This window comes from Hydrogenophaga sp. (genome assembly GCF_031426985.1).
Classification (GTDB): domain Bacteria; phylum Pseudomonadota; class Gammaproteobacteria; order Burkholderiales; family Burkholderiaceae_C; genus Hydrogenophaga.
In genome coordinates, this window is the sequence record NZ_JASJOY010000004.1 from 1 (window position 1) to 24,344 (window position 24,344).

21 protein-coding genes and 1 pseudogene are annotated in these 24,344 nt (G+C 69.8%); 14 read left to right on the plus strand and 8 right to left on the minus strand.

Annotated elements, in window-relative coordinates:
- The 5 genes from RMP09_RS00160 to RMP09_RS00180 form a co-directional block, all read left to right on the plus strand.
- The coding region (locus tag RMP09_RS00160) for a 1-phosphofructokinase family hexose kinase (RefSeq protein ID WP_310563981.1) at positions 1 to 887 on the plus strand (887 nt) is incomplete at its 5' end.
- 163 nt (positions 888 to 1,050) lie between these two features.
- Positions 1,051 to 2,232, plus strand: coding sequence for an imelysin family protein (locus RMP09_RS00165; protein ID WP_310563982.1), 1,182 nt, complete (start codon positions 1,051 to 1,053; stop codon positions 2,230 to 2,232).
- A gap of 136 nt (positions 2,233 to 2,368) precedes the next feature.
- Positions 2,369 to 3,874: a di-heme oxidoredictase family protein gene (locus tag RMP09_RS00170; protein ID WP_310563983.1), complete on the plus strand. Its 1,506-nt coding sequence runs from the start codon at positions 2,369 to 2,371 to the stop codon at positions 3,872 to 3,874.
- Between the two features lie 10 nt (positions 3,875 to 3,884).
- Positions 3,885 to 4,952 carry an imelysin family protein gene (locus RMP09_RS00175; RefSeq protein ID WP_310563984.1) on the plus strand — a complete coding sequence of 356 codons (1,068 nt, stop codon included), beginning with the start codon at positions 3,885 to 3,887 and terminating at the stop codon, positions 4,950 to 4,952.
- A gap of 1 nt (position 4,953) precedes the next feature.
- Positions 4,954 to 6,075 (plus strand): DUF1513 domain-containing protein, encoded by a 1,122-nt coding sequence (locus RMP09_RS00180; RefSeq protein ID WP_310563985.1) that lies wholly within the window; start codon positions 4,954 to 4,956, stop codon positions 6,073 to 6,075.
- Between the two features lie 142 nt (positions 6,076 to 6,217).
- On the opposite strand, the gene RMP09_RS00185 is transcribed toward RMP09_RS00180, so the two are convergent.
- A complete protein-coding gene (locus tag RMP09_RS00185) occupies positions 6,218 to 6,637 on the minus strand; it encodes a hypothetical protein (RefSeq protein ID WP_310563986.1) in 420 nt (139 codons plus the stop codon).
- A gap of 229 nt (positions 6,638 to 6,866) precedes the next feature.
- Positions 6,867 to 7,178, minus strand: coding sequence for a hypothetical protein (locus tag RMP09_RS00190; protein WP_310563987.1), 312 nt, complete (start codon positions 7,176 to 7,178; stop codon positions 6,867 to 6,869).
- A gap of 334 nt (positions 7,179 to 7,512) precedes the next feature.
- On the opposite strand from RMP09_RS00190, the gene bfr reads away from it, so the two are divergent.
- The 5 genes and pseudogenes from bfr to RMP09_RS00215 form a co-directional block, all read left to right on the plus strand.
- Positions 7,513 to 7,989: a bacterioferritin gene (gene bfr, locus RMP09_RS00195; protein WP_310563988.1), complete on the plus strand. Its 477-nt coding sequence runs from the start codon at positions 7,513 to 7,515 to the stop codon at positions 7,987 to 7,989.
- A gap of 119 nt (positions 7,990 to 8,108) precedes the next feature.
- Positions 8,109 to 8,336 carry a bacterioferritin-associated ferredoxin gene (locus RMP09_RS00200; RefSeq protein WP_310563989.1) on the plus strand — a complete coding sequence of 76 codons (228 nt, stop codon included), beginning with the start codon at positions 8,109 to 8,111 and terminating at the stop codon, positions 8,334 to 8,336.
- Positions 8,337 to 8,540: 204 nt separating this feature from the next.
- Positions 8,541 to 10,844 (plus strand): NADP-dependent malic enzyme, encoded by a 2,304-nt coding sequence (locus RMP09_RS00205; protein WP_310563990.1) that lies wholly within the window; start codon positions 8,541 to 8,543, stop codon positions 10,842 to 10,844.
- Between the two features lie 197 nt (positions 10,845 to 11,041).
- Complete coding sequence (locus tag RMP09_RS00210) at positions 11,042 to 11,476, plus strand: ribonuclease domain-containing protein (RefSeq protein ID WP_310563991.1); 435 nt, start codon at positions 11,042 to 11,044, stop codon at positions 11,474 to 11,476.
- Between the two features lie 51 nt (positions 11,477 to 11,527).
- Positions 11,528 to 11,923 (plus strand): annotated as a pseudogene (locus RMP09_RS00215) (barstar family protein); the annotation flags it as partial.
- Positions 11,924 to 12,217: 294 nt separating this feature from the next.
- Here RMP09_RS00215 and rsmA read toward each other — a convergent pair.
- Genes rsmA through RMP09_RS00230 form a run of 3 tightly spaced genes read right to left on the minus strand, consistent with a single transcriptional unit; the run spans position 12,218 to position 16,893 of the window.
- On the minus strand, positions 12,218 to 13,024 hold the full coding sequence (gene rsmA, locus RMP09_RS00220) for a 16S rRNA (adenine(1518)-N(6)/adenine(1519)-N(6))-dimethyltransferase RsmA (protein WP_310563992.1): 807 nt from the start codon (positions 13,022 to 13,024) through the stop codon (positions 12,218 to 12,220).
- A gap of 28 nt (positions 13,025 to 13,052) precedes the next feature.
- Entirely contained in the window at positions 13,053 to 14,435 is a 1,383-nt protein-coding gene (locus tag RMP09_RS00225) for a peptidylprolyl isomerase (RefSeq protein WP_310563993.1), read from the minus strand.
- On the minus strand, positions 14,428 to 16,893 hold the full coding sequence (locus tag RMP09_RS00230) for an LPS-assembly protein LptD (protein WP_310563994.1): 2,466 nt from the start codon (positions 16,891 to 16,893) through the stop codon (positions 14,428 to 14,430). The genes RMP09_RS00225 and RMP09_RS00230 overlap by 8 nt, the downstream gene beginning before the upstream one ends.
- Before the next feature lie 168 nt (positions 16,894 to 17,061).
- Here RMP09_RS00230 and RMP09_RS00235 point away from each other — a divergent pair, with 168 nt between their 5' ends.
- Both RMP09_RS00235 and RMP09_RS00240 read left to right on the plus strand, forming a co-directional pair.
- The gene (locus tag RMP09_RS00235) at positions 17,062 to 18,153 is read left to right on the plus strand and encodes a phosphotransferase (protein WP_310563995.1); all 1,092 of its coding nucleotides are present in this window, start codon (positions 17,062 to 17,064) and stop codon (positions 18,151 to 18,153) included.
- 10 nt (positions 18,154 to 18,163) lie between these two features.
- Positions 18,164 to 18,886: a 16S rRNA (uracil(1498)-N(3))-methyltransferase gene (locus RMP09_RS00240; protein WP_310563996.1), complete on the plus strand. Its 723-nt coding sequence runs from the start codon at positions 18,164 to 18,166 to the stop codon at positions 18,884 to 18,886.
- A 9-nt stretch (positions 18,887 to 18,895) separates the two neighbouring features.
- Here the strand turns inward: RMP09_RS00240 and RMP09_RS00245 are convergent, their stop codons facing one another.
- Together RMP09_RS00245 and RMP09_RS00250 are read right to left on the minus strand one after the other, a co-directional pair.
- Positions 18,896 to 19,825, minus strand: a complete 930-nt coding sequence (locus tag RMP09_RS00245; protein ID WP_310563997.1) for an alpha/beta hydrolase family esterase — start codon at positions 19,823 to 19,825, stop codon at positions 18,896 to 18,898.
- Positions 19,826 to 19,901: 76 nt separating this feature from the next.
- Positions 19,902 to 21,458 carry a methyl-accepting chemotaxis protein gene (locus RMP09_RS00250; protein ID WP_310563998.1) on the minus strand — a complete coding sequence of 519 codons (1,557 nt, stop codon included), beginning with the start codon at positions 21,456 to 21,458 and terminating at the stop codon, positions 19,902 to 19,904.
- 236 nt (positions 21,459 to 21,694) lie between these two features.
- Between RMP09_RS00250 and RMP09_RS00255 the strand changes: the two genes are divergently transcribed.
- Together RMP09_RS00255 and RMP09_RS00260 are read left to right on the plus strand one after the other, a co-directional pair.
- Positions 21,695 to 22,870 (plus strand): MFS transporter, encoded by a 1,176-nt coding sequence (locus tag RMP09_RS00255; RefSeq protein ID WP_310563999.1) that lies wholly within the window; start codon positions 21,695 to 21,697, stop codon positions 22,868 to 22,870.
- Between the two features lie 12 nt (positions 22,871 to 22,882).
- Positions 22,883 to 23,398 (plus strand): YidB family protein, encoded by a 516-nt coding sequence (locus tag RMP09_RS00260; protein WP_409559662.1) that lies wholly within the window; start codon positions 22,883 to 22,885, stop codon positions 23,396 to 23,398.
- Positions 23,399 to 23,486: 88 nt separating this feature from the next.
- Here the strand turns inward: RMP09_RS00260 and RMP09_RS00265 are convergent, their stop codons facing one another.
- Positions 23,487 to 24,341, minus strand: a complete 855-nt coding sequence (locus tag RMP09_RS00265; protein WP_310564001.1) for an alpha/beta hydrolase — start codon at positions 24,339 to 24,341, stop codon at positions 23,487 to 23,489.
- Between the last annotated feature and the right edge of the window lie 3 nt (positions 24,342 to 24,344).

A 24,344-nucleotide genomic window follows, 5' to 3' on the forward strand; every position in this document is an offset into this window, starting at 1 on the left:
CCGAGCGCGTGGTGCCCACGCACAAGCTGCGCTGCGGCGACACGCTGCACGACGCCGGCGGCGGCGGCGTGAACGTGGCGCGGGTGCTGACCCGGCTGGGCGGCCGCTGCACCGCCGTCTGCCCCACCGGTGGCCCCTCGGGCCACTGGCTGGAGCAGCGCATGCGCGACGAGGGGCTGGACAGCGTGTTCCTGCCGATCGCCGACGAAACCCGCGTGAGCTTCACCGTGCACGAACACAGCAGCGGCGCCGAATTCCGCTTCGTGATGCCCGGGCCGCACCTGAGCGAGGCCGAGTGGACCGGCTGCCTGGCCCACCTCGAAGGCCTGGCCGATTTCCCCGAACTGGTGGTCGCCAGCGGCAGCCTGCCGCCGGGCGTGCCGACCGACTTTTATGCGCGCGTGGCCCGGCTGTGCCGCCAGCGCGGCGCCAAACTGGTGGTCGACGCCTCGGGGCCGGCGCTCTCGGCCGCCCTGGTCGAGGGCGTGTTCCTGTTCAAGCCCAACCTCAAGGAGCTGGGGGAGCTGACGGGCGAGACGCTGGAAACGCCCGCGCAGTGGCAGGCCGGCGCGCGGCGCCTGGTGAACGAAGGCAAGGCCGAGATCGTTGCCCTGACCCTGGGCCACCAGGGCGCGCTGCTGGTGACGCGCGACGCGATGTGGTTCGCGCCGCCGCTGGACATGCCGGTGGCCAGCGCGGTCGGCGCGGGCGACAGCTTCGTGGGTGGACTGGTCTGGGCCTGGCAGCAGGGCCTGGCGCTGGACCAGGCCTTCGCCTGGGGCGTGGCGGCCGGCTCGGCCGCGCTGCTGAACGCCGGCACCGGCCTGGCCCACCCGCAGGACATGCAGCGCCTGTTCGCCCAGGTGCAGGTGCGGCCCGTGGCCTGAAGCGCCGGCCAGCGGTGCACGGCGCCGCGGCGCGCCTTCTCTGCCCCCCATCCGGTCCGGGCGGCCGGCTGGAACCGGGACGGCACAGCCCGCTTGGGCCCTCGACACATCGCCGTATAGAATTGGAATCGTTCTCATTTGTCTTTTTAGGAACGCATCCACCATGAAACTGCACCCCGTCGCCGCCGCCGTGCTGGCCCTCGCTTCCCTGACCGCCGCCTGCCTGCCGGCCCATGCCCAGACGGCGGCCACCGCAGCGGTCGCCGCCGTGGACCACAAGGCCGTGGCCCAGCACTACGCCGCCCTGGTGCACGCCAGCTACGCCGACACCCTGGCCGCCGCCCAGGACCTGCAGGCGGCCATCGCCGCGTTCACCAAAGCCCCGTCGGCCGACGGCCTGAACAAGGCCCGCCAGGCCTGGCTGGACGCCCGCGAGTTCTACGGCCAGACCGAGGCCTTCCGCTTCTACGGCGGCCCGATCGACGACGCCAAGGGCCCCGAAGGCCAAATCAACGCCTGGCCGCTGGACGAGGCCTATGTGGACTACGTGACCGGCAAGCCCAAGGCCGGCATGGTCAACAACGCCAAGTTCAAGATCACCAAGGCCGCCCTGACCAAGGCCAACGAGCGCGGCGGCGAAGAGAACATCAGCGCCGGCTGGCACGCGGTCGAGTTCCTGCTCTGGGGCCAGGACCAGAGCGAGACCGGCCCGGGCAACCGCTCGTTTGAGGACTACGTGGTGGGCAAAGGCGCCAACGCCGAGCGCCGCGCCCAGTACCTGACCGTGGCCACCGGGCTGCTGGTGGACGATCTGTCGGCCATGGTCGCCGCCTGGGAACCCGGCAAGAAGAACTACCGCGCCAAATTCGAGCAGGGCGGCAAGGAGTCGGTGCGCAAGATCATCGTCGGCCTGGGTTCGCTCTCGCGCGGCGAACTCTCGGGCGAGCGCATGGAAGTGGCCCTGAACTCGCAGGACCAGGAAGACGAACATTCCTGCTTCTCGGACAACACGCACCGCGATGTGGCGACCAACGCCAAGGGCATCCAGAACGTCTGGCTGGGCGAATTCAAGCGCCGCGACGGCAGCCTGCTCAAGGGCCCGGGCCTGCGCGACCTGGTCGCCGTGAAGAACCCGGCCCTGGCCGAGAAGACCACCGCCCAGATCGCCGCTTCGGTGCAGGGCGCCGAAGCGATCCCCGCACCCTTCGATCGCGCCATCGTCAAGGGCTCGGCCGGCCGGCCGGTGATCGAGAAGACGGTCGCCAGCCTGGTGTCGCAGTCCAAGCTGCTGGTGGAATCCGCGTCCGCCGTCGGCATCGCCAAGCTCACGCTCGTCGAGCCCTGAGACAAGGCCCACGCCTGCGCCGCGCCGCACGTGCGGCGCGTCACCCCCTCAAGGGGGCGATGCCTGTGGCCCGGCCAAGCCGGTTCCACGGCATCCCCGACCGAGTCCGCCTCTCTTCCCAAACCGGCCTTTCACCATGTTCACTCGTCCCACAGCCACGCGCCTCGCGCCAGCCATGGGGGCCGTCGCCTTCGGGGTGGCGGCGCTCCTGCTGATCGGCCACGCCGCCGCCGACACCGACCCGGACCCGCTGGGTGAGAAGACCGGCGGCAGCACCACCGTCTACGCCACCGGCCGCAACGCCTTCTCGTTCCCGCTGGCCAACCTGGACGACGCTGAGCGCACGCGCTTTGCCATCGGCAACTCCTTCTTCAAACGCAACTGGGTCGAAGCCCCCGCCTCGACCACCGCGCGCGACGGCCTGGGGCCGCACTTCATAGCCCGCTCCTGCGCCGGCTGCCATGTGATGGACGGCCGCGGCGCACCGCCCGACTGGCGGCGCACGCTCGGCCCCGAGCCCGACAACACGGTCGCGCTGCTGTTCCGCCTCTCGGTGCCCGGCACGCCCGCGCCGCACGACGGCGTGGTGCCCGAACCGACCTATGGCGACCAGTTCAACAACGCCGGCATCCAGGGCGTGAAGGCCGAAGGCACGGTGCGCATCCGCAGCACGCCGGTGCACGGCCGCTTCGCCGACGGCACGCGTTTCGTGCTGAACAAGCCCGGGTACACATTCACCAACCTCGGCTACGGCCCCATAGCCAAGGACGTCATGGTCAGCCCGCGCATCGCGCCGCACATGGCCGGCCTGGGCCTGATCGAAGCCATCCCCGAGGCCGAGATCCTGGCCAACGCGCGCGACCAGGCGGCCGCGCCCGGCCCGATCAAGGGCCAGCCCAACCGGGTCTGGGACGCCTTCGCGCAGCAGCAGGTGATCGGCCGCTTCGGCTGGAAGGCCAACACCGGCAGCCTGGCGCACCAGAGCGCGGGCGCCTTCAACGGCGACATGGGCATCACCAGCAGCGTGAACGGGCGCGAGGGCTGCACGCCGGTGCAGACCGACTGCCTGGCCGCGCCGCACGGCGGTGGCCAGCGCAGCGGCCACGACGGGCTGATGCCCTCGTCGCAGGCCAGCGCGCAGGTGCCCGAGATCGACGACCAGACCCTGGGCGATGTGGTGTTCTACGCCGCCACCCTGGCCCCGGCCGCACGCCGCCAGCCCGACGACCCGCAGGTGCTTCGCGGCCAGGCGCTGTTTGCGCAGGCCCAGTGCGCCGCCTGCCACCGCCCGGCCTACCTGACGGGCGAGCCGCGCTTCCCGCGCCTGACCAGCCACCAGGTGGTCGGTCAGCGCATCTGGCCCTACACCGACCTGCTGCTGCACGACATGGGCGAGGGCCTGGCCGACGGCCGGCCCGACTTCCTGGCCAGCGGCCGGCAGTGGAAGACGCCGCCGCTGTGGGGCGTGGGCCTGTTCCAGGACGTGAACGGCCACCAGCGCCTGCTGCACGACGGCCGCGCCAACGGCGTGCTCGAAGCCGTGCTGTGGCACGGTGGCGAAGCACAGGGCGCGAAAGACCAGGTGCTGAAGTTCTCGAAGCAGGACCGCGACGCGCTGGTCGCCTTCGTCAACTCCTTGTGAGGACCGGGACATGATCACCCGCCGACACACCCTGGCCGGCCTGCTGGCCGTCGCGGCCCTGCCCGCCACGGGTCTGCACGCGCAGACCGGTGGCGCGCTCGCCTTCCCCTACTACAGCGGCGAGGACGCGCTGCAGGGCCTGTACGCCCAACACCTGCCGCCGCTGGCGCGCGACTTCGAGGCCCAGGCCCAGGCCCTGACGGCCGCGGCGCGGCAGCACTGCGCGTCGTCCACCGCAACGTCTACCGCATTGAAAGACGCCTGGCGCCGGGCCCTGCTGTCCTGGCAGGCGCTGTCCAGCCCCGCGCTGGGACCGGTGATCGAACGCCGTTCGCAACGCCAGATCGACTTCTGGCCCACACGACCGGCGCTGCTGGTCAAGGCGCTGGCGCGCGCGCCCCAGACGCTGGCCGACATGGAATCCATCGGCACGCCGGCCAAGGGATTTCCGGCCTTCGAGCAGCTGCAGGCCGCGAAGCCGTCGCCCGCCCACTGCCCCTACCTGGTGCTGCTGGCCGAAGGCATCGCGGCCGAGGCCACGGCCTTGCGCACCGGCTTCGACGCGCTCGCCGCACGCGACTGGACCAGCGATGAAGACGCCGCCCGCGCCGCCTTCGCCGAATGGATCAACCAGTGGCTCGGCGGCCTGGAGCGCCTGCGCTGGGCCCACATCGAGCAGCCGGTGCAGAAGGCCCGCACCGCCGGCCCGGGCCACGCGCCCGCGTTCGCGCGCCGGTCCCCGGCCGACAACGCGGCCGAATGGCGCGCGCAGTGGAAGGCCCTGCTGGTGCAGGCGCGCCTGAGCCCCGCGCAGCGCACCCAGCCGCCACAGCCCGGCCAGGGCCTGATCCCCATCGAAGCGCTGCTCATGGGCAAGGGCCAGATCGCGCTGGCACAGCGCTGGGGCCAGGCGCTGGACCGCGCCGACGCCGCCATCGCGGCCCTGCCCGCGAAGGCGGGCGACCAGGACCTGATGGCGCTGTCGAAAACGCTCAAGGGCGTGACCACGCTGTTCCAGACCGAGGTGGCCGCCGCACTCGACGTGCCGCTGGGCTTCTCCGACGCCGACGGGGACTGACGTGACGCCACTCAGCCGCCGCCAACTGCTGGCACTGCTCGCGTCGGGCGCAGCCCTCCCGCCCAGCGCCTGGGCCGGCACCGACCACCGCGCGACGCTGCTGGCCGCCTGGCAGAACGGGGCGGAGCAGCACATCGGCCTGCTGTCGGTCGGCGGCGCGCAGTGGTCGGTGCAGCGCGCGCTCGCGGTGCCCACACGGGCGCATGGGCTGTGGGCCGAATCGGGCGGATCGGTGCTCGCCGTGGCGCGCCGGCCCGGCGACTGGCTGCTGCGCTGGCACCCGGCCCGCGGCCTCACGCAGTGGCACTGGATCGGCGAGGACCGGCGCTTCAACGGCCATGTGATCGCCCACGGCGACGGCGCCACGCTCTGGACCACCGAAACCGATCTCGACACCGCACAGGGCCGCATCGGCGTGCGCGAGGCGAAGTCGCTGGAGAAGACCACCGAGTGGGCGACCCACGGCATGGACCCGCACCAGCTGCTGGCGCTGCCGCAGGCGGTGGGCGCGCTGCCCGCGGGCACGCTGATGGTGGCCAACGGCGGCATCCCGACCCTGCCCGAGACCGGGCGCAGCAAACGCGCGCTGGGGCACATGGACGCGTCGCTGGTGGCGCTGGACCCGGGCAGCGGAGCGCTGCGGGGCCAGTGGCGGCTGGACGACCCGTACCTGAGCATCCGCCACCTGGCCTTCGACCCCGTGTCGGGCACGCTGGGCATCGCGCTGCAGGCCGAACACCCGGCCCCCGCGGACAGGTCAGCGGCGCCGGTGCTCGCGCTGTGGGACGGCCGTGCCCTGCGCGCCGCCGACGACCAGCCGCCGCTGGCCGGCTACGGCGGCGACATCTGCGCCCTGCCCGGAGGGGGTTTCGCGGTCAGCTGCCCGCGCGTGAACCGGCTGGCGCTGTTCCGCGCGTCGGGGCGTTGGCAGGGCGCCATCGAACATCCCGAGGCCTGCGCCCTCGCCGCCGGCCGCGCGCAGTGGTGGCTGGCCAGCACCCGCGCACAGATTGGGCTGCTGCACGGCGACGCCAAGCCCTACACGCCCCAGGCTGTGCGGGCAGCCGACCACAACGCGCTGGCTCTGCAGCTCGACAACCACTGGCTGCTGCTCGAGGGTTGAGGGGGCGGGGTGGCCTCGGGCCCGCTCATCCCGGCGCATAGCACCGCCATCGCTCGGGCGTTCGCGCGCATGTGCAACGAACAGGGGCGTGTCCTTCGCGCCAGACGCGGGCGTGTCGGGTGTCGGGTGGGTGTACCCCTGCTCAGCGCACCGCCGCGCCCGGGTCCACCCGCTCGCAGGCCTGGCCACTGCGCCGGCACTGGCCGTCGGCCTCCAGCCAGGGGTGGGCGTGGCCCACGCAGCCGGTCTGGCAGATCACGGCCTGGGCCTCCCGCGCGCCGGCGTCCACCGCTGGTGGGCGGGCGGCGACAGGGCGGCGCAGCACCGTGGCCGCGCCCAGGCCCCAGAACACGCTGGTGCGCAGCAGCACCAGCTCGGCGCGCAGCCGCAGGTTCTCGGCCACCAGTGCGGTCTCGCGGGCGCTGGAAGCCCGCAGGAGTTCGCTGCTGCGCCGTTGCAGGCCACCGATCTGGCGCATCAGCACGCCGTGTTCGGCCACCAGTTCGTGGGAGGGCGCCGCCGCGCGGGGCTGGAGGGTTCGGGTGGTGGGTCGGGTGTGCATCGGGGCTCCCTTAAGCGGTGTGTGAACGGTCGGTGGCGCCGGTCCGGCGCGCCGGTGGGTGCGGCCGGCCGCCGCCAGCGGCTTGCGCTGGTGGGGACAGGCCCGGTGACGAGCGGGACCCACGCCGTCGACCGCAGGCCGCCGGGACACGCCGGTGCGGGCGGCGATGGGGTGGGCTTCGCCGGCGCGCAGACCGCAGGCGCCCGGCGTTCGCGTGCGTCGACCGCGCTCATTGCACGGCCTCTGGTGCCCCGTGCCACAACGCCCGCGGCGCGCTGGCGTGCAACGCGGGCCCGTCCTTCTCCACCTCCAGCTGCCAGCGCGTGCGCAGGTTGCCGAGCAGGGTCTGCATGGGCGCCGAAAGTTGCGGATGGGCCGCGAGGAAGAAGAGGTTGGACACCACCTTCCTGGCCATCAGCGGCCGGTGCGCGCAGTCGGGCGCCGACTGTGCATAGCCCGTGAGCAGGGCCAGGGTGCCGGCCATCAGGGCTTCCACCGACGGCAGGGTGTATTCCTCATCGGCGCAGGGGGCGGTGTGCATGGGGGTTCTCCGGTGGATGACGGGCGCGGCGGCCTCGGACACGAGGGCCAGCGCCATGCGATGGCGACAGGAAGGCGGCAGCCCCAGAGGCAACGCCGCGGCCCGGACAACGGGGCACGGGTTCGGGCCTGGCCACCACCCAGGGTGGATCGGATCGGCTGGCGGGGCACAGGCGCCGCGCGAGGCGGACCGGTGCTGGCTGGCGGTGAAAACGGTGTCGACCTCATCATATGCGAATGATTCGCATTTGTGAAGGATGGAGCAAACACCCCGCAAATCCGCGGGTGATCGCTGCACAATGCCGGCATCACCAACACCCAGGAAGGAGCCTCCCATGAAAGGCGACCCGCAAGCCATTGCCCACCTGCAGGCCCAGCTCAAGAACGAGCTCACGGCCATCAACCAGTACTTCGTGCACTACCGCATGCTCAAGCACTGGGGCCTGGACAAGCTGGCCAAGAAGGAATACGAGGAATCCATCGGCGAGATGAAACACGCCGACTGGCTGATGGACCGCATCTTCATGCTCGACGGCCTGCCCAACCTGCAGGACCTGGGCAAGCTGAACATCGCCGAGGACGTGCCCGAGATGCTGCAGAGCGACCTGGCGCTGGAGCGCGCTGCGCAGGCCACCATCAAGGACGGCGTGGCGTACTGCGAAGCGGTGCGCGACTTCGTCTCGCGCGACCTGCTGATGAAGATCCTGGACGACACCGAGGAACACATCGACTTCCTCGAAACCCAGCTCGAACTGCTGGACAAGGTGGGCCTGCAGAACTACCTGCAGAGCCAGATGGCCGACGAACACTGATCGACGCGGGGATTAGGCCGACCTTTCGTCGGCCCAATCCCCTGACCGGTGTACGGCCTTTGGGTTTTATGAATGAGATCAATTATCATTTGATCCAACAACCCACATTCCGTACCGCCATGATCGTCTGTGTTTGCCGCCGCGTGAACGACAAAGCCATTGCCCAGGCCGCCCGCTGCGGCGCGAGCTTTGACGACATCCAGATCGACATGGGCGTGGCCACACAGTGCGGCCAGTGCGAATCCAGCGCCCGGGCGGTCTGGGCCCAGTGCCGCCCCCTTCAGCCCCTGGCCCTGCTGCAGAAACAGGGCACCGAACCGGCCGGTCGCGCACCCGCGCTGGTTTAAATCCACACGCTCCGCCCCAAAGCCGCCCCCGAGGCGGCTTTTTTTGCTGTGGAAAACCGAGCTTGTCAGGCGCCGATTGCGGCTCAAAATGTCATGAGCCTTCGCACCTTTCTTCAGAAAAAAACGATGGGCACGGAAACTCTCAACATCTAGAATGCGCAATTGCATTCCACATTGCAGAATTAGCGACCAGGAGACCGCCACATGAGCACCCCCCAAGCCCAGGACAACAAACGCGCCGAACTGCGCCTTGCCGCGCTCGAATACCACGAGTTCCCCACCCCCGGGAAGGTGGCGATCGCGGCCACCAAGCAGCTGGTGAACCAGCGCGATCTGGCGCTGGCCTACTCGCCCGGTGTGGCGGCTCCCTGCGAAGAAATCGTCGCCGACCCCAACAACGCCTTCAAGTACACCAGCCGCGGCAACCTGGTGGCCGTCATCACCAACGGCACCGCCGTGCTCGGCCTGGGCGACATCGGCCCGCTGGCCGCCAAGCCGGTGATGGAAGGCAAGGGCGTGCTGTTCAAGAAGTTCTCGGGCATCGATGTGTTCGACATCGAGATCAACGAGAAGGACCCGGACAAGCTGGTCGAGATCATCGCCTCGCTCGAACCCACCTTCGGCGGCATCAACCTCGAAGACATCAAGGCGCCCGACTGCTTCTACGTCGAGCGCAAGCTGCGCGAACGCATGAAGATCCCGGTCTTCCACGACGACCAGCACGGCACCGCCATCGTGGTCGGCGCGGCCATCTTCAACGGTCTGAAAGTGGCCGGCAAAGATCCGAAAAAGATCAAGCTCGTGACCTCGGGCGCCGGCGCCGCAGCCCTGGCCTGCCTGGGCCTGCTGGTCAAGCTGGGCATCCCGCGCGAAAACATCTGGGTGACCGACCTGGCCGGCGTGGTCTACGAGGGCCGCACCGAGCTGATGGACGAAGACAAGATCCAGTTCGCGCAGAAGACCGACCAGCGCACGCTGAGTGAGGCGATCGCTGGTGCCGACGTGTTCCTGGGGCTTTCGGCCGGTGGCGTGCTCAAGAAAGACATGGTGGCCAAGATGGCGGCCAAGCCACTGGTCTTCGCGCTGGCGAACCCGAACCCCGAGATCACGCCCGAAGACGTGAAAGCGGTGCGCGACGACGCCATCATGGCGACAGGCCGCTCCGACTACCCGAACCAGGTCAACAACGTCCTGTGTTTCCCCTATATCTTCCGTGGCGCGCTGGACGCCGGCGCATCGACCATCACCGACGAGATGGAGATCGCCGCGGTGCACGCCATCGCCGAGCTGGCCCAGGCCGAGCAAAGCGATGTCGTCGCGGCGGCCTATGCGGGTGAAAAGCTGGCCTTCGGCCCCGAATACCTGATTCCGAAACCGTTCGACCCGCGCCTGATGATGAAGATCGCGCCGGCCGTGGCCCAGGCCGCCGCCGACAGCGGCGTGGCGCTGCGCCCGATCACCGACATGGACGCCTACAAGCAGCGCTTGCAGAGCTTCGTGTTCGCTTCCGGCACGATCATGAAACCGATCTACGCCGCCGCCAAGATGGCGCTGAAAAAGCGTGTGGCCTACGCCGAGGGCGAAGAAGAGCGCGTGCTGCGCGCCGCCCAGATCGTGGTGGACGAAGGTCTGGCGCGCCCGACGCTGATCGGCCGCCCGACCGTCATCGCCGAGCGCATCGAGAAGTTCGGCCTGCGCCTGAAGGAAGAGCTGGATTACGACGTGGTCAACGTCGAGCAGGACGCGCGCTACCGCGAACTCTGGACCACCTACCACCAGCTCATGGAGCGCCGCGGCGTGACCGAGCAGCTGGCCAAGATCGAGATGCGCCGGCGCCTGACCCTCATCAGCTCCATGCTGCTGCGCCGCGGCGACGTGGACGGCCTGATCTGCGGCACCTGGGGCAACACCCAGCTGCACCTGGACTACATCGACCAGGTGATCGGCAAGCGCGAGGGCGCCACCTGCTACGCCGCCATGAACGCGCTGATGCTGCCGGGCCGCCAAGTGTTCCTGGTGGACACCCACATCAACTACGACCCGACCGCGCAGCAGCTGGCCGAGATCACCAAGATGGCCGCGCGCAAGATGCTGCGCTTTGGCATCACGCCCAAAGCCGCGCTGCTCTCGCACAGCAACTTCGGTTCCAGCAACCAGCCCAGCGCACTCAAGATGCGCGAGACCCTGGCCATTCTGCAAACGAATGCACCATGGCTGGAGGTGGACGGCGAGATGCACGGCGATGTGGCACTGGACGCCGATGCACGCCAATCGATCATGCCGCGCTCGGCCCTCAAGGGCGACGCCAACCTGCTGGTGTGCCCCAACATCGACGCCGCCAACATCGCCTACAACCTGCTCAAGACGGCCGCCGGCGGCAACATCGCCATCGGCCCCATGCTGCTGGGCGTGGCCAAACCGGCCCACATCCTCACCGCCAGCGCCACCGTGCGCCGCATCGTCAACATGACAGCCCTGACGGTGGCCGAAGCCAACGTGCAGCGCTGAGCGCTTCAGAAAAAGCAAGCACTAACTTTTTGTCACCCTTGCCCCCAAGGTAATTGCCTATTTATTCAGCAATCGCTTGCTTTTTTGCAACACCTGGGGCACACTCTGCGGCTTGAAACACAGGGTTAACCCGCTCAAAACACCCCCCTCATCCGGGGTCTTGAAAGCGGGTTGATGTATCAGGAGCAGGGATTTTCATGGGTCTGAAGCGGATCCGGGTGGGTCGATGGGGCATACACAGATCCGGTGCTGCGGCGCTGGTGGTGGCCCTGACAGCAACGGTTGGCACCTTTTTGGTGCAAGCCCGCACCCCCGCTCCCACACCGTTGCCGGGTTCGGCGGTCGCCTCCGTGGCGTACACCGGTTTGCCTGTGCAAGGTCGGGAGGTGATGGAGCAGATTCGCCAGGGCGGCCCTTACCGCTACGAGAAAGACGGCACGGTGTTTGGCAACCGCGAGCGCGTGTTGCCGGCGCAGAAACGAGGGTATTACCGTGAGTACACGGTGCCCACCCCGGGACTGAGCCACCGGGGTGCGCGCCGGATCGTGTGTGGTGGCCAGAAGCCCCGTGTCCCGGATGCCTGTTATTACACCGAAGACCACTACAGCAGCTTCCGGCTGATCGTGCAGTGACCCGGTGAGCGCGACGGATTTTTAACTTTGACCTTCGAAAGAGACGCGGAGATGGACACGCCACTTCGTAACGTACGTACCAACATCGTTCAGTCGATCCGCGCCTATGGCGTGAAAGACCTCGAGGCCGCTGCCGAGCAGTTGGGCCACCATTTCCTGTACGCCAACCTGGCCAAGGCCCAGAGCAAGCAGGACGTGCTGGACCTGATCGCCGCGCAGTACACGCTGCCCGCCCACTTCGGCAAGAACTTCGATGCGCTCTACGACTGCATGACCGACCTGGTGCACAAGTCGGGCCCGCAGACCGGCTTCATCGTCGTGCTCGAGCACATCCCGGCCAACAGCAAGTTCGACAAGGAAGCGCGCGAGCAACTGCTGGACATCTTCCGCGACGTGGCCGACTACTGGTCCGACCGCAAGATCCCGTTCCGCTGCTTCTATTCGTTCTCGGTCGCCCGCGCGCCCAAGGGTGAAGAGGCTGCTGAAGCCGAAAACGAAGAGCCCATGCCCACCGACAAGCTCCTGGACGTGAGCCCGATGGCGCTGCGCATGAGCAGCCCGTTCAACGCCGGCTACTGGTTGACTGCGGCCTGAACTGGACCACCCCCGCGCCGCCTGCGGCGTCACCCCCTCAAGGGGGCGGCACTGGTGGCCCGGCGAAGCCGGTTCCGCGGTGCCCTTGGAAAGAAAAAAGCCGCTGCACTTGCAGCGGCTTTTTTGTTGCGTGCGCGTGGGCTATGACTAAACGGCCTGCGCGAGCGCCACGTATTCGGCCACGGGCACTTCTTCGGCGCGGCGCTGCAGGTCGAAGTCGCCAGTGAAGCCCCGCGCTTCCAGCCATTTGCCCAGCGTGTTGCGCAGGATCTTGCGGCGCTGGCTGAAGGCGGTCTGCACCAGCTCGCCGTACAGCCGCAGGTCGATCTGCGGCGGCTGCGCCAGCGGCACCATGCGCACCACGGCGCTGTCCACACGCGGCGGCGGATCGAAGCTCTCGGGCGGCACGAACAGCACGTTCTCCATCGCGTAGCGCCACTGCAGCATGACGGACAGGCGGCTGTAATCGCCCGAACCGGGCGCAGCCACCATGCGGTCGATCACTTCCTTCTGCAGCATGAAGTGCTGGTCCTGCACCACCGCCACGTGGTCGAGCAGGTGGAACAGGATGGGGCTGGAGATGTTGTAGGGCAGGTTGCCCACGACACGGAGCCTGGTCCCCACGCCCCGCCGCGGCCCGGCGGCGATGTCGGGTTCGGGGGCAGCTGGGCACAGGCGCCCGGCCAGCGCGGTGAAGTCCACCTTGAGCACGTCGGACTCGACCACGTCCAGCTGCCCGTGGCCACGCAGGCGGGCGGCGAGGTCGCGGTCGAGTTCCACCACCGTCAGGTGGCCCAGTCGCTCGACCAGCGGCTGCGTGAGCGCGGCCAGGCCTGGGCCGATTTCCACCATGGGATCGCCCGGCTGCGGCGCGATGGCGGCCACGATGGCGTCGATGATGCCGTGGTCGCTCAGGAAGTGCTGGCCGAAGCGTTTGCGCGCGATGTGTTTCATGCGCGGGGACCCCGTTGCTGGCCCGCCCTCATGGCTGCGGCGCTTCGCGGTATTCCACGTAGGCGCGCGACCGCAGGTCCTGCGCCCAGCTTTCGAGTGCGTCCGCGGCTTTCTTCTCGCGCACCAGACCGCGCACGATCTCGCGCTGCTCCCGGTCGCTGAGTTTCATCTGCCGGCGCTCGTCCACACGGATCAGGTGCACGCCGAAACGCGACACCACCGGGAAGGACATCGCCCCCGGGCGCAGGCCGTTCATGGCTTCTTCGAACTCGGGCACGAACTGGCCCGGGCTGGCCCAGCCCAGGTCGCCGCCGGCGCTGGCCGAACCGTCCTGGCTGTGCTCGCGGGCCAGGGCCTCGAAGGTCGCTTTGCCGCCGACGATCTGCTCGCGGTACTGCGTCAGGCGCGTCACGGCGTCGTTCTGGCTCAGCTGCGGGCCCGGGCGCAGCAGGATGTGGCGCGCATGGGTCTGGGTGACGTTGACGTCGGGCAGGCCGGCCTGGCGCTTTTCCACCAGCTTGAGCACGTGAAAGCCCGCCGGGCTGCGCACCGGGCCGACGATCTCGCCTGCGCGCAGCTCGCGCGTGGCCGTGACGAAGACCTCGGGCAGCCGATCGGCCGAGCGCATGCCGAACTGGCCCCCGTTGGCGCCCTCGGGCGCGTCGGAATACTCGCGCGCCAGCGTGCCGAAGTCATCGCCCTTGCGGGCGCGGTCGGCGGCGCGCTGGGCACGCGCTTCCAACCCCTTGACCTGCTCGGGCGTGGCGCTTTCGGGCACCCGCACCAGGATGTGCGAGAGGTTGAGCTCCAGGCTGCCGAGGTCGTTGCTGGTCTTCTGTTCGCGCACGAAGTCGTCGATGTCGTTTTCGCTCACGCGCACGCGGGCCTCGACCTCGCGCTCGCGCAGTTGCTGCAGCAGGATCTGGTTGCGCAGTTCGTTGCGCAGGAAGTTGATGTCCATGCCGTCGGCGGCCACGCGGCGGCGGAACTCCTCCACGCTCAGCTGGTTCTGCGAGGCGATGGACTGCTCGGCACGGGCCAGCGTGGCTTCGTCCACGCGCAGGCCTTGTTCGCTGGCCTGCTGCAGCTGGGCACGCTCGTTGACCAGCTGCTCCATCACCTGGCGCGCCAGTTCGGCCCGCGCGGGCAGCGCCGCGCCCTGCTGGGTCAGCTGTTGCTCCACGCGCAGCAGCCGCGCACGCACCTCGTTGTTGGTCACGGGTTCGGAATTGACCAGGGCGACGATGTAGTCCACCGTGCGCGGGCCTTGCGCGGCCGGCAGGCCCCGCAGCGGGCTGAGCTGGGTCGAAGGGCGCAGCGATTGCGCCTGGGCCGCGCCAGCGCAAGCCAGGCAGGCACTCAGCGCCAGAGCCGTCCAGCGGCGGGAAACGAGGGAACGGCGATCAGTCATATTGTTGGAACCGGCTCGGCGGGTTGATGTCTTCACGCAGGTATTGGTAGCGGGGCACATTGTCTTTGAGCGTCTGCAGCGGGTTGGAGCCAATGCGCGAGAAGCCGGAGAATTCGATCTGGAACAGCACGCGTTGGTTCGCGCTGGTGGTGCCAGTCGTCAGGCGCTCGACCACCACACGGCCGATCCAGCAGCCGGCATCGTACTCAAAGCCCGCCACCAGATCGACGATCTTGCGGTCGGGCACGCTGTAGTTGATGCGGCCCACGCTGTACCACTGGCCCGGCCCCAGGCCGCGACCGGCGCTGGGGGTGGCGGGCTTGTCGGCCCACAGGTCCGACAGCGGCCACTGCCAGCCGATGTCCAGCTGCTCGCTGCTGCCGCGCTGCAGGCGGTAGGCGGCGCTGAGCACGCGGTAGTTGCTGGGCGTGTAGCGGCCGCTGAGCGTGGTGCGCACCGACTCGCGCTCCTGCGGGCTGTACTGCACATTGGCGTCGGTGGACCAGCGCGGGCTCCATTGCACGCGCGCGCCCAGCAGCACGTCGCTCAGGCGGTTGGTCACCGGCGTGCAGCCGGACGCGTCGCTGCTGCCGCAGCTCTGAGGGGGCAGCACCACGCGCTGGTCGCGCAGCAGGTAGCGCTGGGCCAGGCCCAGGCGCACCACCTCGGCGCCGGTGGCCGGGTCCAGCAGGCGCGAGCTGGCGCCCACGGTGAGCGCACGCAGGTCGGCAAGGCGGTCGTTGCCGCCGAAGGTGTTCTCGGCGTAGATCGACGCGAAATTGAAGTCGTTGGCGGCCGAGTCGTAATTGGGCAGGGCGCTCTGGTCGCGGTAGGGCGTCCAGGTGAAGAAGGCGCGCGGCTCCAGCGTCTGGTTGAAGCGGCGGCCAAAGTAGCTGGTCTCGCGCTCGAACACCAGACCGCTGTCGACGCTGAAGGTGGGCACGCTGCGGCTGGCGCTGCGCGCGCCACTGACCACGCCATCGAAACGGTAGCTGGCGTGGTGCAGTTGCAGGCTGGGGGCCAGGTAGCCGCCGGCCTTGTCCCAGCGGTGGCCGATGCGTGCGATGGCCAGCGACCGCGAGCCGTTGACCTGCCCGGTGAGCGACGGGTCGGAATGGAAGCGCGTGTAGTCGGTCTGCAGCGACCATTCCCAGCCGCTCAGGCCGGCCCAGCGCTGGTGGTCCTGCGCGAACCGCAGCGCCACCGACGGCAGCCGGTCGTAGGGGGGGATGATCTTCGCGTCGACATCGTCCGTCGCCTGAAGGGTCTGCCAGCGGTAGGCGCCAGCGCTCAGCGCCCAGGGCCCCTGGTTCCAGTTGAGCACCGCTTCGTTGGCCAGCAGGCGCGAGGTCAGCGAGGTGCTGCTGCGCGGAAAGTCGCGCCAGTAGTTGTCGTCGCTCACGCGGTTGAGGTTCAGGCGCAGGCCCAGCGGGCTGTGCAGGCCGAGCCCGCCCAGCGTGGCGCCGGGGGACACGCTGTGCTGGTGCTGCAGGGCGTAGCCCCAGCGGTCGCTGTTGCGCAGCGTGTCGTTGGGCATGTAGGCCGCGCGCAACCGGCCGTTGTAGCCGGGCTGCAGATAGCGGAACTCGCCGCCCAGGTCCAGGCCGCGCCGGCTCATGAGCGTCGGGTAGAGCGTGGCGTCGAACTCGGGCGCGAGGTTCAGGTAGTAGGGCAGCGTCAGTTCGAGCCCGCTGACGTTGTCGAGGTTGATGGTCGGCGGCAGCACGCCGCTCTTGCGCTTGTCGGTCAGCGGAAAGCTCAGGTAGGGCGCTCCCAGGATGGGCACGCCCTTGAACTCCATCACGCCGCCGTGGGCCGTGCCCACTTCTTCGGCGTTGTCCAGCTCGATGCGGTCGGCGCGCACCAGCCAGTCGGGCATCCATTTCGCCCCCGGCGTGCGCGGACAGGTGGAATAGCGCGCGTCGGTCGCCTCGACCTTGTCCTGCCCCAGAAAGTCCACCCGCTTCGCGTCGCCGTGCCCGTCGCTCTGCAGCAGCGAAAACGCCGGCTGCTCGAAGTGACCGCGGCTGGTGTCCACGTTGAGTTGCAGCGCCGGGCCTTCGAAACGGTTGCCGCCGCGGTTGATGAGCACGTGGCCCTCGGCCTTGGCCTCGCTGCTGGTCTGGTCGTATTCGAGCCGGTCGGCCTTGATCACCGTGCCGTGGCGGCGCAGCTCGGCGGCGCCTTCGATCACCACCACGCCGTCGGTCTGGCCGTGCAGACGCTCGCCCGACACGAAGCTGGGCACGCTGCCCTGCACCGCTTCGGGCAGGGTCTCCAGCAGGGTGGCGCTGGGCTGCAAGACCACAGGGGCCGCGGCCCCACTGGCCTGCGCGAACGCCAGCCCGGGCGCCCCGAAGGCGATCAGCGCCAGCAGCGCACGCACGCCGCGCCCCACGGGCGAAGGCGTGAACAGGGGCCGGGCAGCGGTCGGCGGACAGACGGGGCGACGGTTCAAGGTGTGACGGGAGTGGAGGCGGTCCGCTGCCCCGGGTGGGCACAGGGCGCGTGCACCGGCCAGGCGCCGGACACGCGGGTTCTAAAATCTCAGGCGATTATCCACTGCCCACCACCCGGTCGCGCCCCTGCCGGGCGTGCCTTCTGCGGCCTCCAGGGCCCTGCTCCCATGACCCCGAACACCCCAGCCGTCACCTGGTCCGACGCCGCGCGCGAAGCCGCCTTCCACACCTGGCTGCACGGCCTGGCCGCCGCCCAGGGCCTGCGCCCCGAGACGCTGCGCCCGGCCTCGGCCGACGCGAGCTTCCGCCGCTACCTGCGCGTGGACACCACCGACGGCGCCAGCCGCATCGTCATGGACGCGCCGCCCGAGAAGGAAAACTGCCAGCCCTTCGTGCATGTGGCCGGCCTGATGAAAGCCGCCGGCCTGCTGGTGCCCGACATCCTGGCCTGGGACGAGCCGCAGGGTTTCATGTTGTTGCCCGATCTGGGCACGCAGACCATGATGGAGCAGATCGACGCCACGAACCCGCAGGCCAACCACGCGCGTTACCTGCAGGCGGTGGACACGCTGCTGGCCTGGCAACTGTCGTCAAAGCCCGGCGTGCTGCCGGCCTACGACGAGCCGCTGCTGCGCCGCGAGCTGCAGCTCTTCCCCGACTGGTACCTGGCCCAGCACCGCCAGACCACGCTGGAAGGCAAGGACGCCGAGACCCTGAGCAAGGCCTTCGACAGCATCGTCAAACGCTGCCTGGCCGCGCCCACGGTCTACGTGCACCGCGACTTCATGCCGCGCAACCTGATGATTCCCGGCCAGCCCGGCACTACGCCCGCGCAGCAGCTGGGCGTGCTCGACTTCCAGGACGCGGTGCACGGCCCCATCACCTACGACGTGGCCAGCCTGATGCGCGACGCCTTCCTCACCTGGGACGAGGATTTCGTCATCGATATCACCATCCGTTACTGGGAAAAGGCGCGCAAGGCCGGGTTGATGGATTTCGAGGACTGGCACAGCGACTTCGGCGCCTTCTACCGTGCCGTCGAATGGATGGGCCTGCAGCGCCACCTGAAGGTGGCCGGCATCTTCGCGCGCCTCACGCTGCGCGACGGCAAGCCCAAATACCTGGCCGACACGCCGCGCTTCATCGCCTACATCCGGGCCACCACCCACCGCTACCGCGAGCTGGGCCCGCTGCTGCAGCTCATCGACAAGGTCGAAGGCCTGGAAGCCGCGTCGGGCTACGCCTTCGGCCGCGTCTGAACGTCATCACATGCCGCGCTTTCACTGCCCCGTTCCCCTGACCGCCGGCGCCGAGCTGGACCTGCCCCCCGCCGCCGCGCGCCATGTGCAGGTGCTGCGCCACCAGCCGGGCGACGCCATCACGCTGTTCAACGGCGAGGGCGGGCAGTGGCAGGCCACCGTGCTGCGCATGGGCCGCAGCGACGTCGCTGTGCGCGTGGACACGTTCGAAGCGGTCGAGCGCGAGCCGCAACGCCGCGTGCACCTGGCCCTGGGCATGCCGGCCAACGAGCGCATGGACTGGCTGGTGGAAAAGGCCGCCGAACTCGGCGTGGCCAGCGTGCAGCCGCTGCACACCGCGCACAGCGTGCTGCGCCTCACCGGCGAACGCGCGACCAAGAAACAGGCGCACTGGCAGCAGGTGGCCGTGGCCGCCTGCGAACAGTGCGGCGGCAACCGCGTGCCGCTGGTGCAGCCCGTGGCCGACTTCCCGGCCTGGCTGCGCGAGAGCGCGGGCACGGCCCCGCTGCGCTGCGTGCTCTCGCTGGCCGACGGCTCGCGGCCGCTGGCCGAGGTGCTGCGCGCTCAACCGGCCGATGCGCCGGTGCTCTTTCTCAGCGGTCCGGAGGGCGGCCTCTCCCCCAGCGAAGACGCCCACGCCCGCGCCGCCGGCTTCGTGCCCGTCACCCTCGGCCCGCGCGTGCTGCGCGCCGAAACCGCGGCGCTGGCCGCGCTGGTGCAGGCCCTGGCCTGATCGCCGGATTCACTGGCGCGCGAAGAAGGCCCAGATCTCGGCCGTCGCGTCCAGCGCCGTCGACCCCTGTCCCCCCAGGGGCTTGCGCCCGCCGGGCCAGGCGTGGCCCCCGGTGTCGGTGACGCACAGACGCACTTCGGCGCCATCCGCGCAGCCGCTGCGCACTTCGCACACCACACCGGGCCGCTCCAGCACGCGCTGCGCCGGGCCGGGGCAGGCGTTGAGCCGCGCCCAGCGGTCCACCGTCGCGGGGACCGAAACGAAGTCGGCGTGCGTGTCCGACGCGCTGCCCGAGCCGCCGTTGAACAGCACCCGGTCGTCGTCCTTCGCATGGATGTGAAACACCGGCACCGGCCGCCCGGGCCGGCAGTCCGCCATGCCGTCGGTGCCGGCCACCGCGGCCACGGCGCGGAACACGTCGGACGCTTCGCAGGCCAGGCGGTAACCCATCATCCCGCCGTTGGACATGCCGGTGGCGAAGACGCGCTGCGGGTCGATGGCCAGGCGCTGCTGCACCTGCGCCACCACGGCGCGCAGGAAGCCCACGTCGTCGCTGCCGCTGTCGCGCGCGGCGCCGCAGCAAAGGCCGGCGTTCCAGGTCGCGAGCTTGCCGCCCAGGCGGCTGAACCCGTTGGGAAACACCACGATCCAGCCACTGGCCTCCGACTGCGACACCAGGCCATACAGCCGGTCGCGTGCCATCACCTGCATGCTGCCGCCACCGCCGTGCAGGGCCAGCACCAGCGGCACCGGCCGGTCGGCCCGGTACGCCTGGGGCACATGCACGATGAAGCCGCGCTCGCGGCCCGCATGGCGCAGCGACAGTTCGTGTGAACCGGCGGCCAGCGGCGCGCCCGCGGCATGGACGGATGAGGCCAGCAGCAGCCAGCCCGCCAGCCGCGCGCACAGGCCGAGCAGGAAATGCAAGCAAGGTGTCATGCCCCGCATTGCAACACCGCGGTGCGCCGCGCTGGCCGCGCGGCCGACGAATGGACGGCCGCCCCGGGACAGCGGTTCAGGCCGGCAGGCGGAACACCGCGACCGCCTGGCCCAGGCGCTGCGCGCTGTCGCGCAGCGTGCCGGCGGCCGCGGCGCTTTCTTCCACCAGCGCGGCGTTCTGCTGCGTCATCTGGTCCAGCCGCGTGACCGCCGCGTTGACCTGGCCGAGGCCGCTGGCCTGCTCGCCACTGGCCGCGGTGATCTCGCCAATGATGTCGGCCACGCGCTGCGCGTTGGCCACCACCTCGCCGATGGTGCTGCCCGCCTCGGCCACCAGGCGCGTGCCGGCTTCCACCTTGTCCACGCTGGTGCCGATCAGGCCCTTGATCTCTTTGGCCGCCTCGGCGCTGCGCTGCGCCAGGTTGCGCACTTCGCTGGCCACCACCGCAAAGCCCCGGCCCTGCTCGCCGGCGCGCGCGGCTTCCACCGCGGCGTTGAGCGCCAGGATGTTGGTCTGGAACGCGATGCCGTCGATCACGCCGATGATGTCGTTGATCTTTTTGCTGCTGTGGTGGATCTCGTCCATGGTGCTCACCACCTGCTGCACCACCGCGCCACCGCGTGCGGCGGCTTCGGCATTGGCCATGGCCAGCCGGCTGGCGTTGCGCGCCGCCTCGGCGCCGTGTTGCAGGGTGCCGTGTATCGCCTCCATGCTCGCGGCCGTCTGCTGCAGGTTCGAGGCCGCTGCCTCGGTGCGGCTGGACAGGTCCTGGTTGCCGGCCGCGATTTCCTGGCTGGCGTGCACCACGGTGGCCACGCTCTGGTGGATCTGCCCGACCACCCGCACCAGCGCGGCCTGCATGACATCGATGCCCTGCATCACGCGTGCGATCTCGTCGCGCCCCAGGACCTGGACGCGCCCGGTCAGGTCGCCCTGCGCCACCCGTTCGACGGCGCGCGCCGCCTGCTGCAGCGGCCCCGTGACCGCGCGCGCGATGCGCCAGCCGAGCCAGACGACGCCGCCCAGCATGCCCAGCGCCACCAACAGCGTGCGCTGCACCACCTGGTGTTCCAGCGCGGCCAGGGCCTGCGCGGTGCCGTCCACGCGCTGCCCGATCGACCGGCCGATCGCGCTCAGCGCCTGGTCGGCCGCGCGGATTTCGCCCTTGGCTGGCTCCAGCGCCTTGTTGGCGGCCCAGGGGTCGTTGATCTCGCCGATCTCGATGCGCCGCACGATGGCCTGCACCGCCTGCTGGTAACGCCCCAGCGCCGCCGTCATCTCGCGCGCCGCCGCCCGCTGCGGCCCATCGAGCAGGGGTTCCATCTTGGCCAGGGTCGCGCGCAGCTGGTCGAGCTCCGCGACCCAGGCCTTGTGGTAGTCCGCGAGCCTGTCCTCTTCGGCCAGGTTCAGGAACATGTCTTTTTCGAAACGGCGCGCATGGCCCACCGCCGAACGCGTGTCGCCCAGCCACTGCACGACCCGCAACTCCCGGTCCACCATCGAACGGCTGGCCGACACCGCCTGGTTCAGGCCCCAGAAACTCAGACCGACCACCAGCGCCATGCCGATGGAAAACACAGCGACCAGCAGGCCCAGCTTGGCGTGCACGGACAGACGGGAAAGCCAGGACATGGCGGCACCTCGAAAAAGGGGTTGGGACGGCGGCAAACCGCCACGGCCTGCCCTGAGGAAGTTTTCGGTCGGAACCGCCCGCCCTTGAGTACAGCAATGGTTCCAGACAGCATGCAATCTTGCTGTGCAGCTACTGATTTAGGAGCATTTGTGTCAGAGCCATGACAGCCAAAAGGCCCCAACACCCCCCTGACCGGGCAGCGGCGCCGGCCAGACCCCGGTATAAACAACGACTTATGAACAAAAACCTCTGGCTGCTGGCCGCCGCGCAAGGCCTGTTTCTGACCAACAACGTGGTCTTCATCGCCATCAACGGCCTGGTGGGTCTGTCGCTCGCGCCGCTGGGCTGGATGGCGACGCTGCCGGTGATGGGTTATGTGGTGGGGGGCGCGCTGTCCACGCCGCTGGTGGCGCGCACGCAAAGCGCGTTCGGCCGCAAAGGCTCTTTCCAGATCGGCCTGCTGGTCGCGCTCGGCTCGGCCCTGCTGTGCTACTGGGCGGCCATGCAGCACAACTTCTGGCTGCTGGTGAGCGCCACGGTGATCGCCGGTTACTACAGCGCCAATGGCCAGCTCTACCGCTTCGCCGCGGCCGAGCTGGCGGCGCCGGAGTTCCGCGAGAAAGCCGTGTCGCTGGTGCTGGCCGGCGGCCTGGTGGGCGCGGTGCTCGGCCCCAACCTGGCCAGCCGCACCCGCAACCTGCTGGACGTGCCGTTCGCCGGCGCCTACCTGTCGCTGGCGGTGGTGGCGCTGCTGTCCATGGCCATCATGGCGTTCATGAAGTTCCCGCCGCTGCCGCCCAGGAAGGCCGGCGCCGACACCGGGCGGCCGCTGTCGGTGATCGTGCGCCAGCCGGTGTTCATGGTCGCGGCCATCGGCGCCGCGCTGGGCTACGGTGTGATGAACCTGCTGATGGCCGCCACGCCGCTGGCCATGCAGGTCTGCGGCTTCGAGTTCAGCGACGCCGCCCTGGTGCTGGAATGGCACGTGATCGGCATGTTCGCGCCGGGCTTCTTCACCGGCCACCTGATCAAGCGCTTTGGCGTGCTGCCCATCATGGGCGTGGGCGTGGCGCTGAACGCGCTGTGCATCGCCATTGCCCTGACGGGTGTGGAGCTGCAGCAGTTCCTGGTCGCCCTGTTCCTGCTGGGCGTGGGCTGGAACTTCCTGTTCACCGGCAGCACCACACTGTCGCTGCAGGCCTACAGACCTGAGGAAAAAGACCGCGCACAGGCGGCCATCAATTTCTTTGTGTTCGCCACCATGGCGGTGACCTCGTTCGCCTCTGGCGCCCTCGTGACCACCCAGGGCTGGGCCCTGCTGAACCTGGGCTCCCTGTTGCCCGTGGCCCTCACCGGCCTGGCCCTGCTGTGGCTTGCCGCCGTCCGCCGGCACGCCCACAATCCGGCCTGAACCGGCGCCGCCGTGGCGCCGGGCACCGCAACCTCACACGGGAGAAATCACATGGGTCTATTGGATTCGGTACTGGGCGCAGCCCTCGGTGGCCAGCAAGGCGGTCAGGCGCAGGGTGGCGCGGGCGGCATCGACCCGCAGATGCTCGTGGGCATCGTCGGCGCGCTGATGAACAACGCCGGCGGCCTCTCGGGCATTCTGGGCAAGCTGCAGCAGGGTGGCCTGGGTGACGCGGCCGCCTCGTGGGTGGGCACGGGTGCGAACCAGCCGGTCTCGGCCGACGCCCTGGGCGGCGCCCTGGGCCCGGACCTGATGGGCATGATCGCCAAGCAGCTGGGCGGCAATCAGCAACAGGCCGCCGGCACCATGGCCGATCTGCTGCCCGGTCTGATCGACAAGCTCACGCCGCAAGGCCAGGTGCCGGCCGACAACGGCATGGGCGCGCTGGGTTCGCTGCTGGGTGGTGGCGACGGCCAGCTGGACGCCGGCGATCTGGTGGGCATGCTGGGCGGCTTGATGAAGCGATGACCGGCCCGGGCCCCTGACAAGGCCCAAACACCAAAAAGCCGCTGCGCGATGGCTTCGCGCAGCGGCTTTTCTTTTGTGCGCCGGCGGTTCAGGCCGGTGCGAGCTGGTCCAGCCAGACCCTGAGCGCCGCGTACGACAACGACGGATCGGCCTCGTTGAAGATTTCGTGGAACTGGCCTTCCAGGCACTGGCTGGTGACCACCTCGCGCGGCGCCACGGCGGCAAAGGCGCGGCTGCCATCGGGCCGCACCAGGCGGTCGGCGCCGGCGTACAGCAGCAGGGTCGGCACGGTCCAGCCGGGGGCGGCCGCCACCACGGCCGGGCCGTTGGCGTCGATGAAGCGCGCCAGCCGCGCCGAGATGCGGTCGTGCACCCGCTTGTCCTTCTGGTAAGCGGCCACCACGGCCGGGTCGTGCGAGAGCTGGCGCGGGTCCAGCCCGTTGGACAGGGTGAGGTTGGGGACCCAGCGGAGCAGCAGCGCGATCAGGCGCTTGTGCAGGGGGCCGATGCCCGCGTCCAGCGCGGGCGAGGACAGCACCAGCGCGTCCACCGGCAGGGACCCGCGCAGCACCCAGGTGGCCGCCACCAGACCGCCCATGCTGTGGCCCATCAGGATCAGCGGGCAGGCCCAGGGCTCGGCGATGTGGCGCCGCGTGTCTTCCAGCACCTCGCACAGGTCGTCGAGCAGGGCGTCGTCGTCGGGCAGCACACCGCGCTGCCCGCCCGAATCGCCGTGGCCGCGCTGGTCGTAGGCGCGCACCGCAAAACCCCATTCGTTCAGACGCTGCGCCAGCGGGTCGTAGCGCCAGGCGTGTTCGCCCAGGCCGTGCACGATCAGCACCACCCCGCGCGGGCGGCGGCGGCTGGGCAGCGGCCAGTCGAACAGCGCGATGTTCAGACCATCGCGCAGCGTGAACGGGGCTTCGGTGGTGTCGTCGCCCATGGC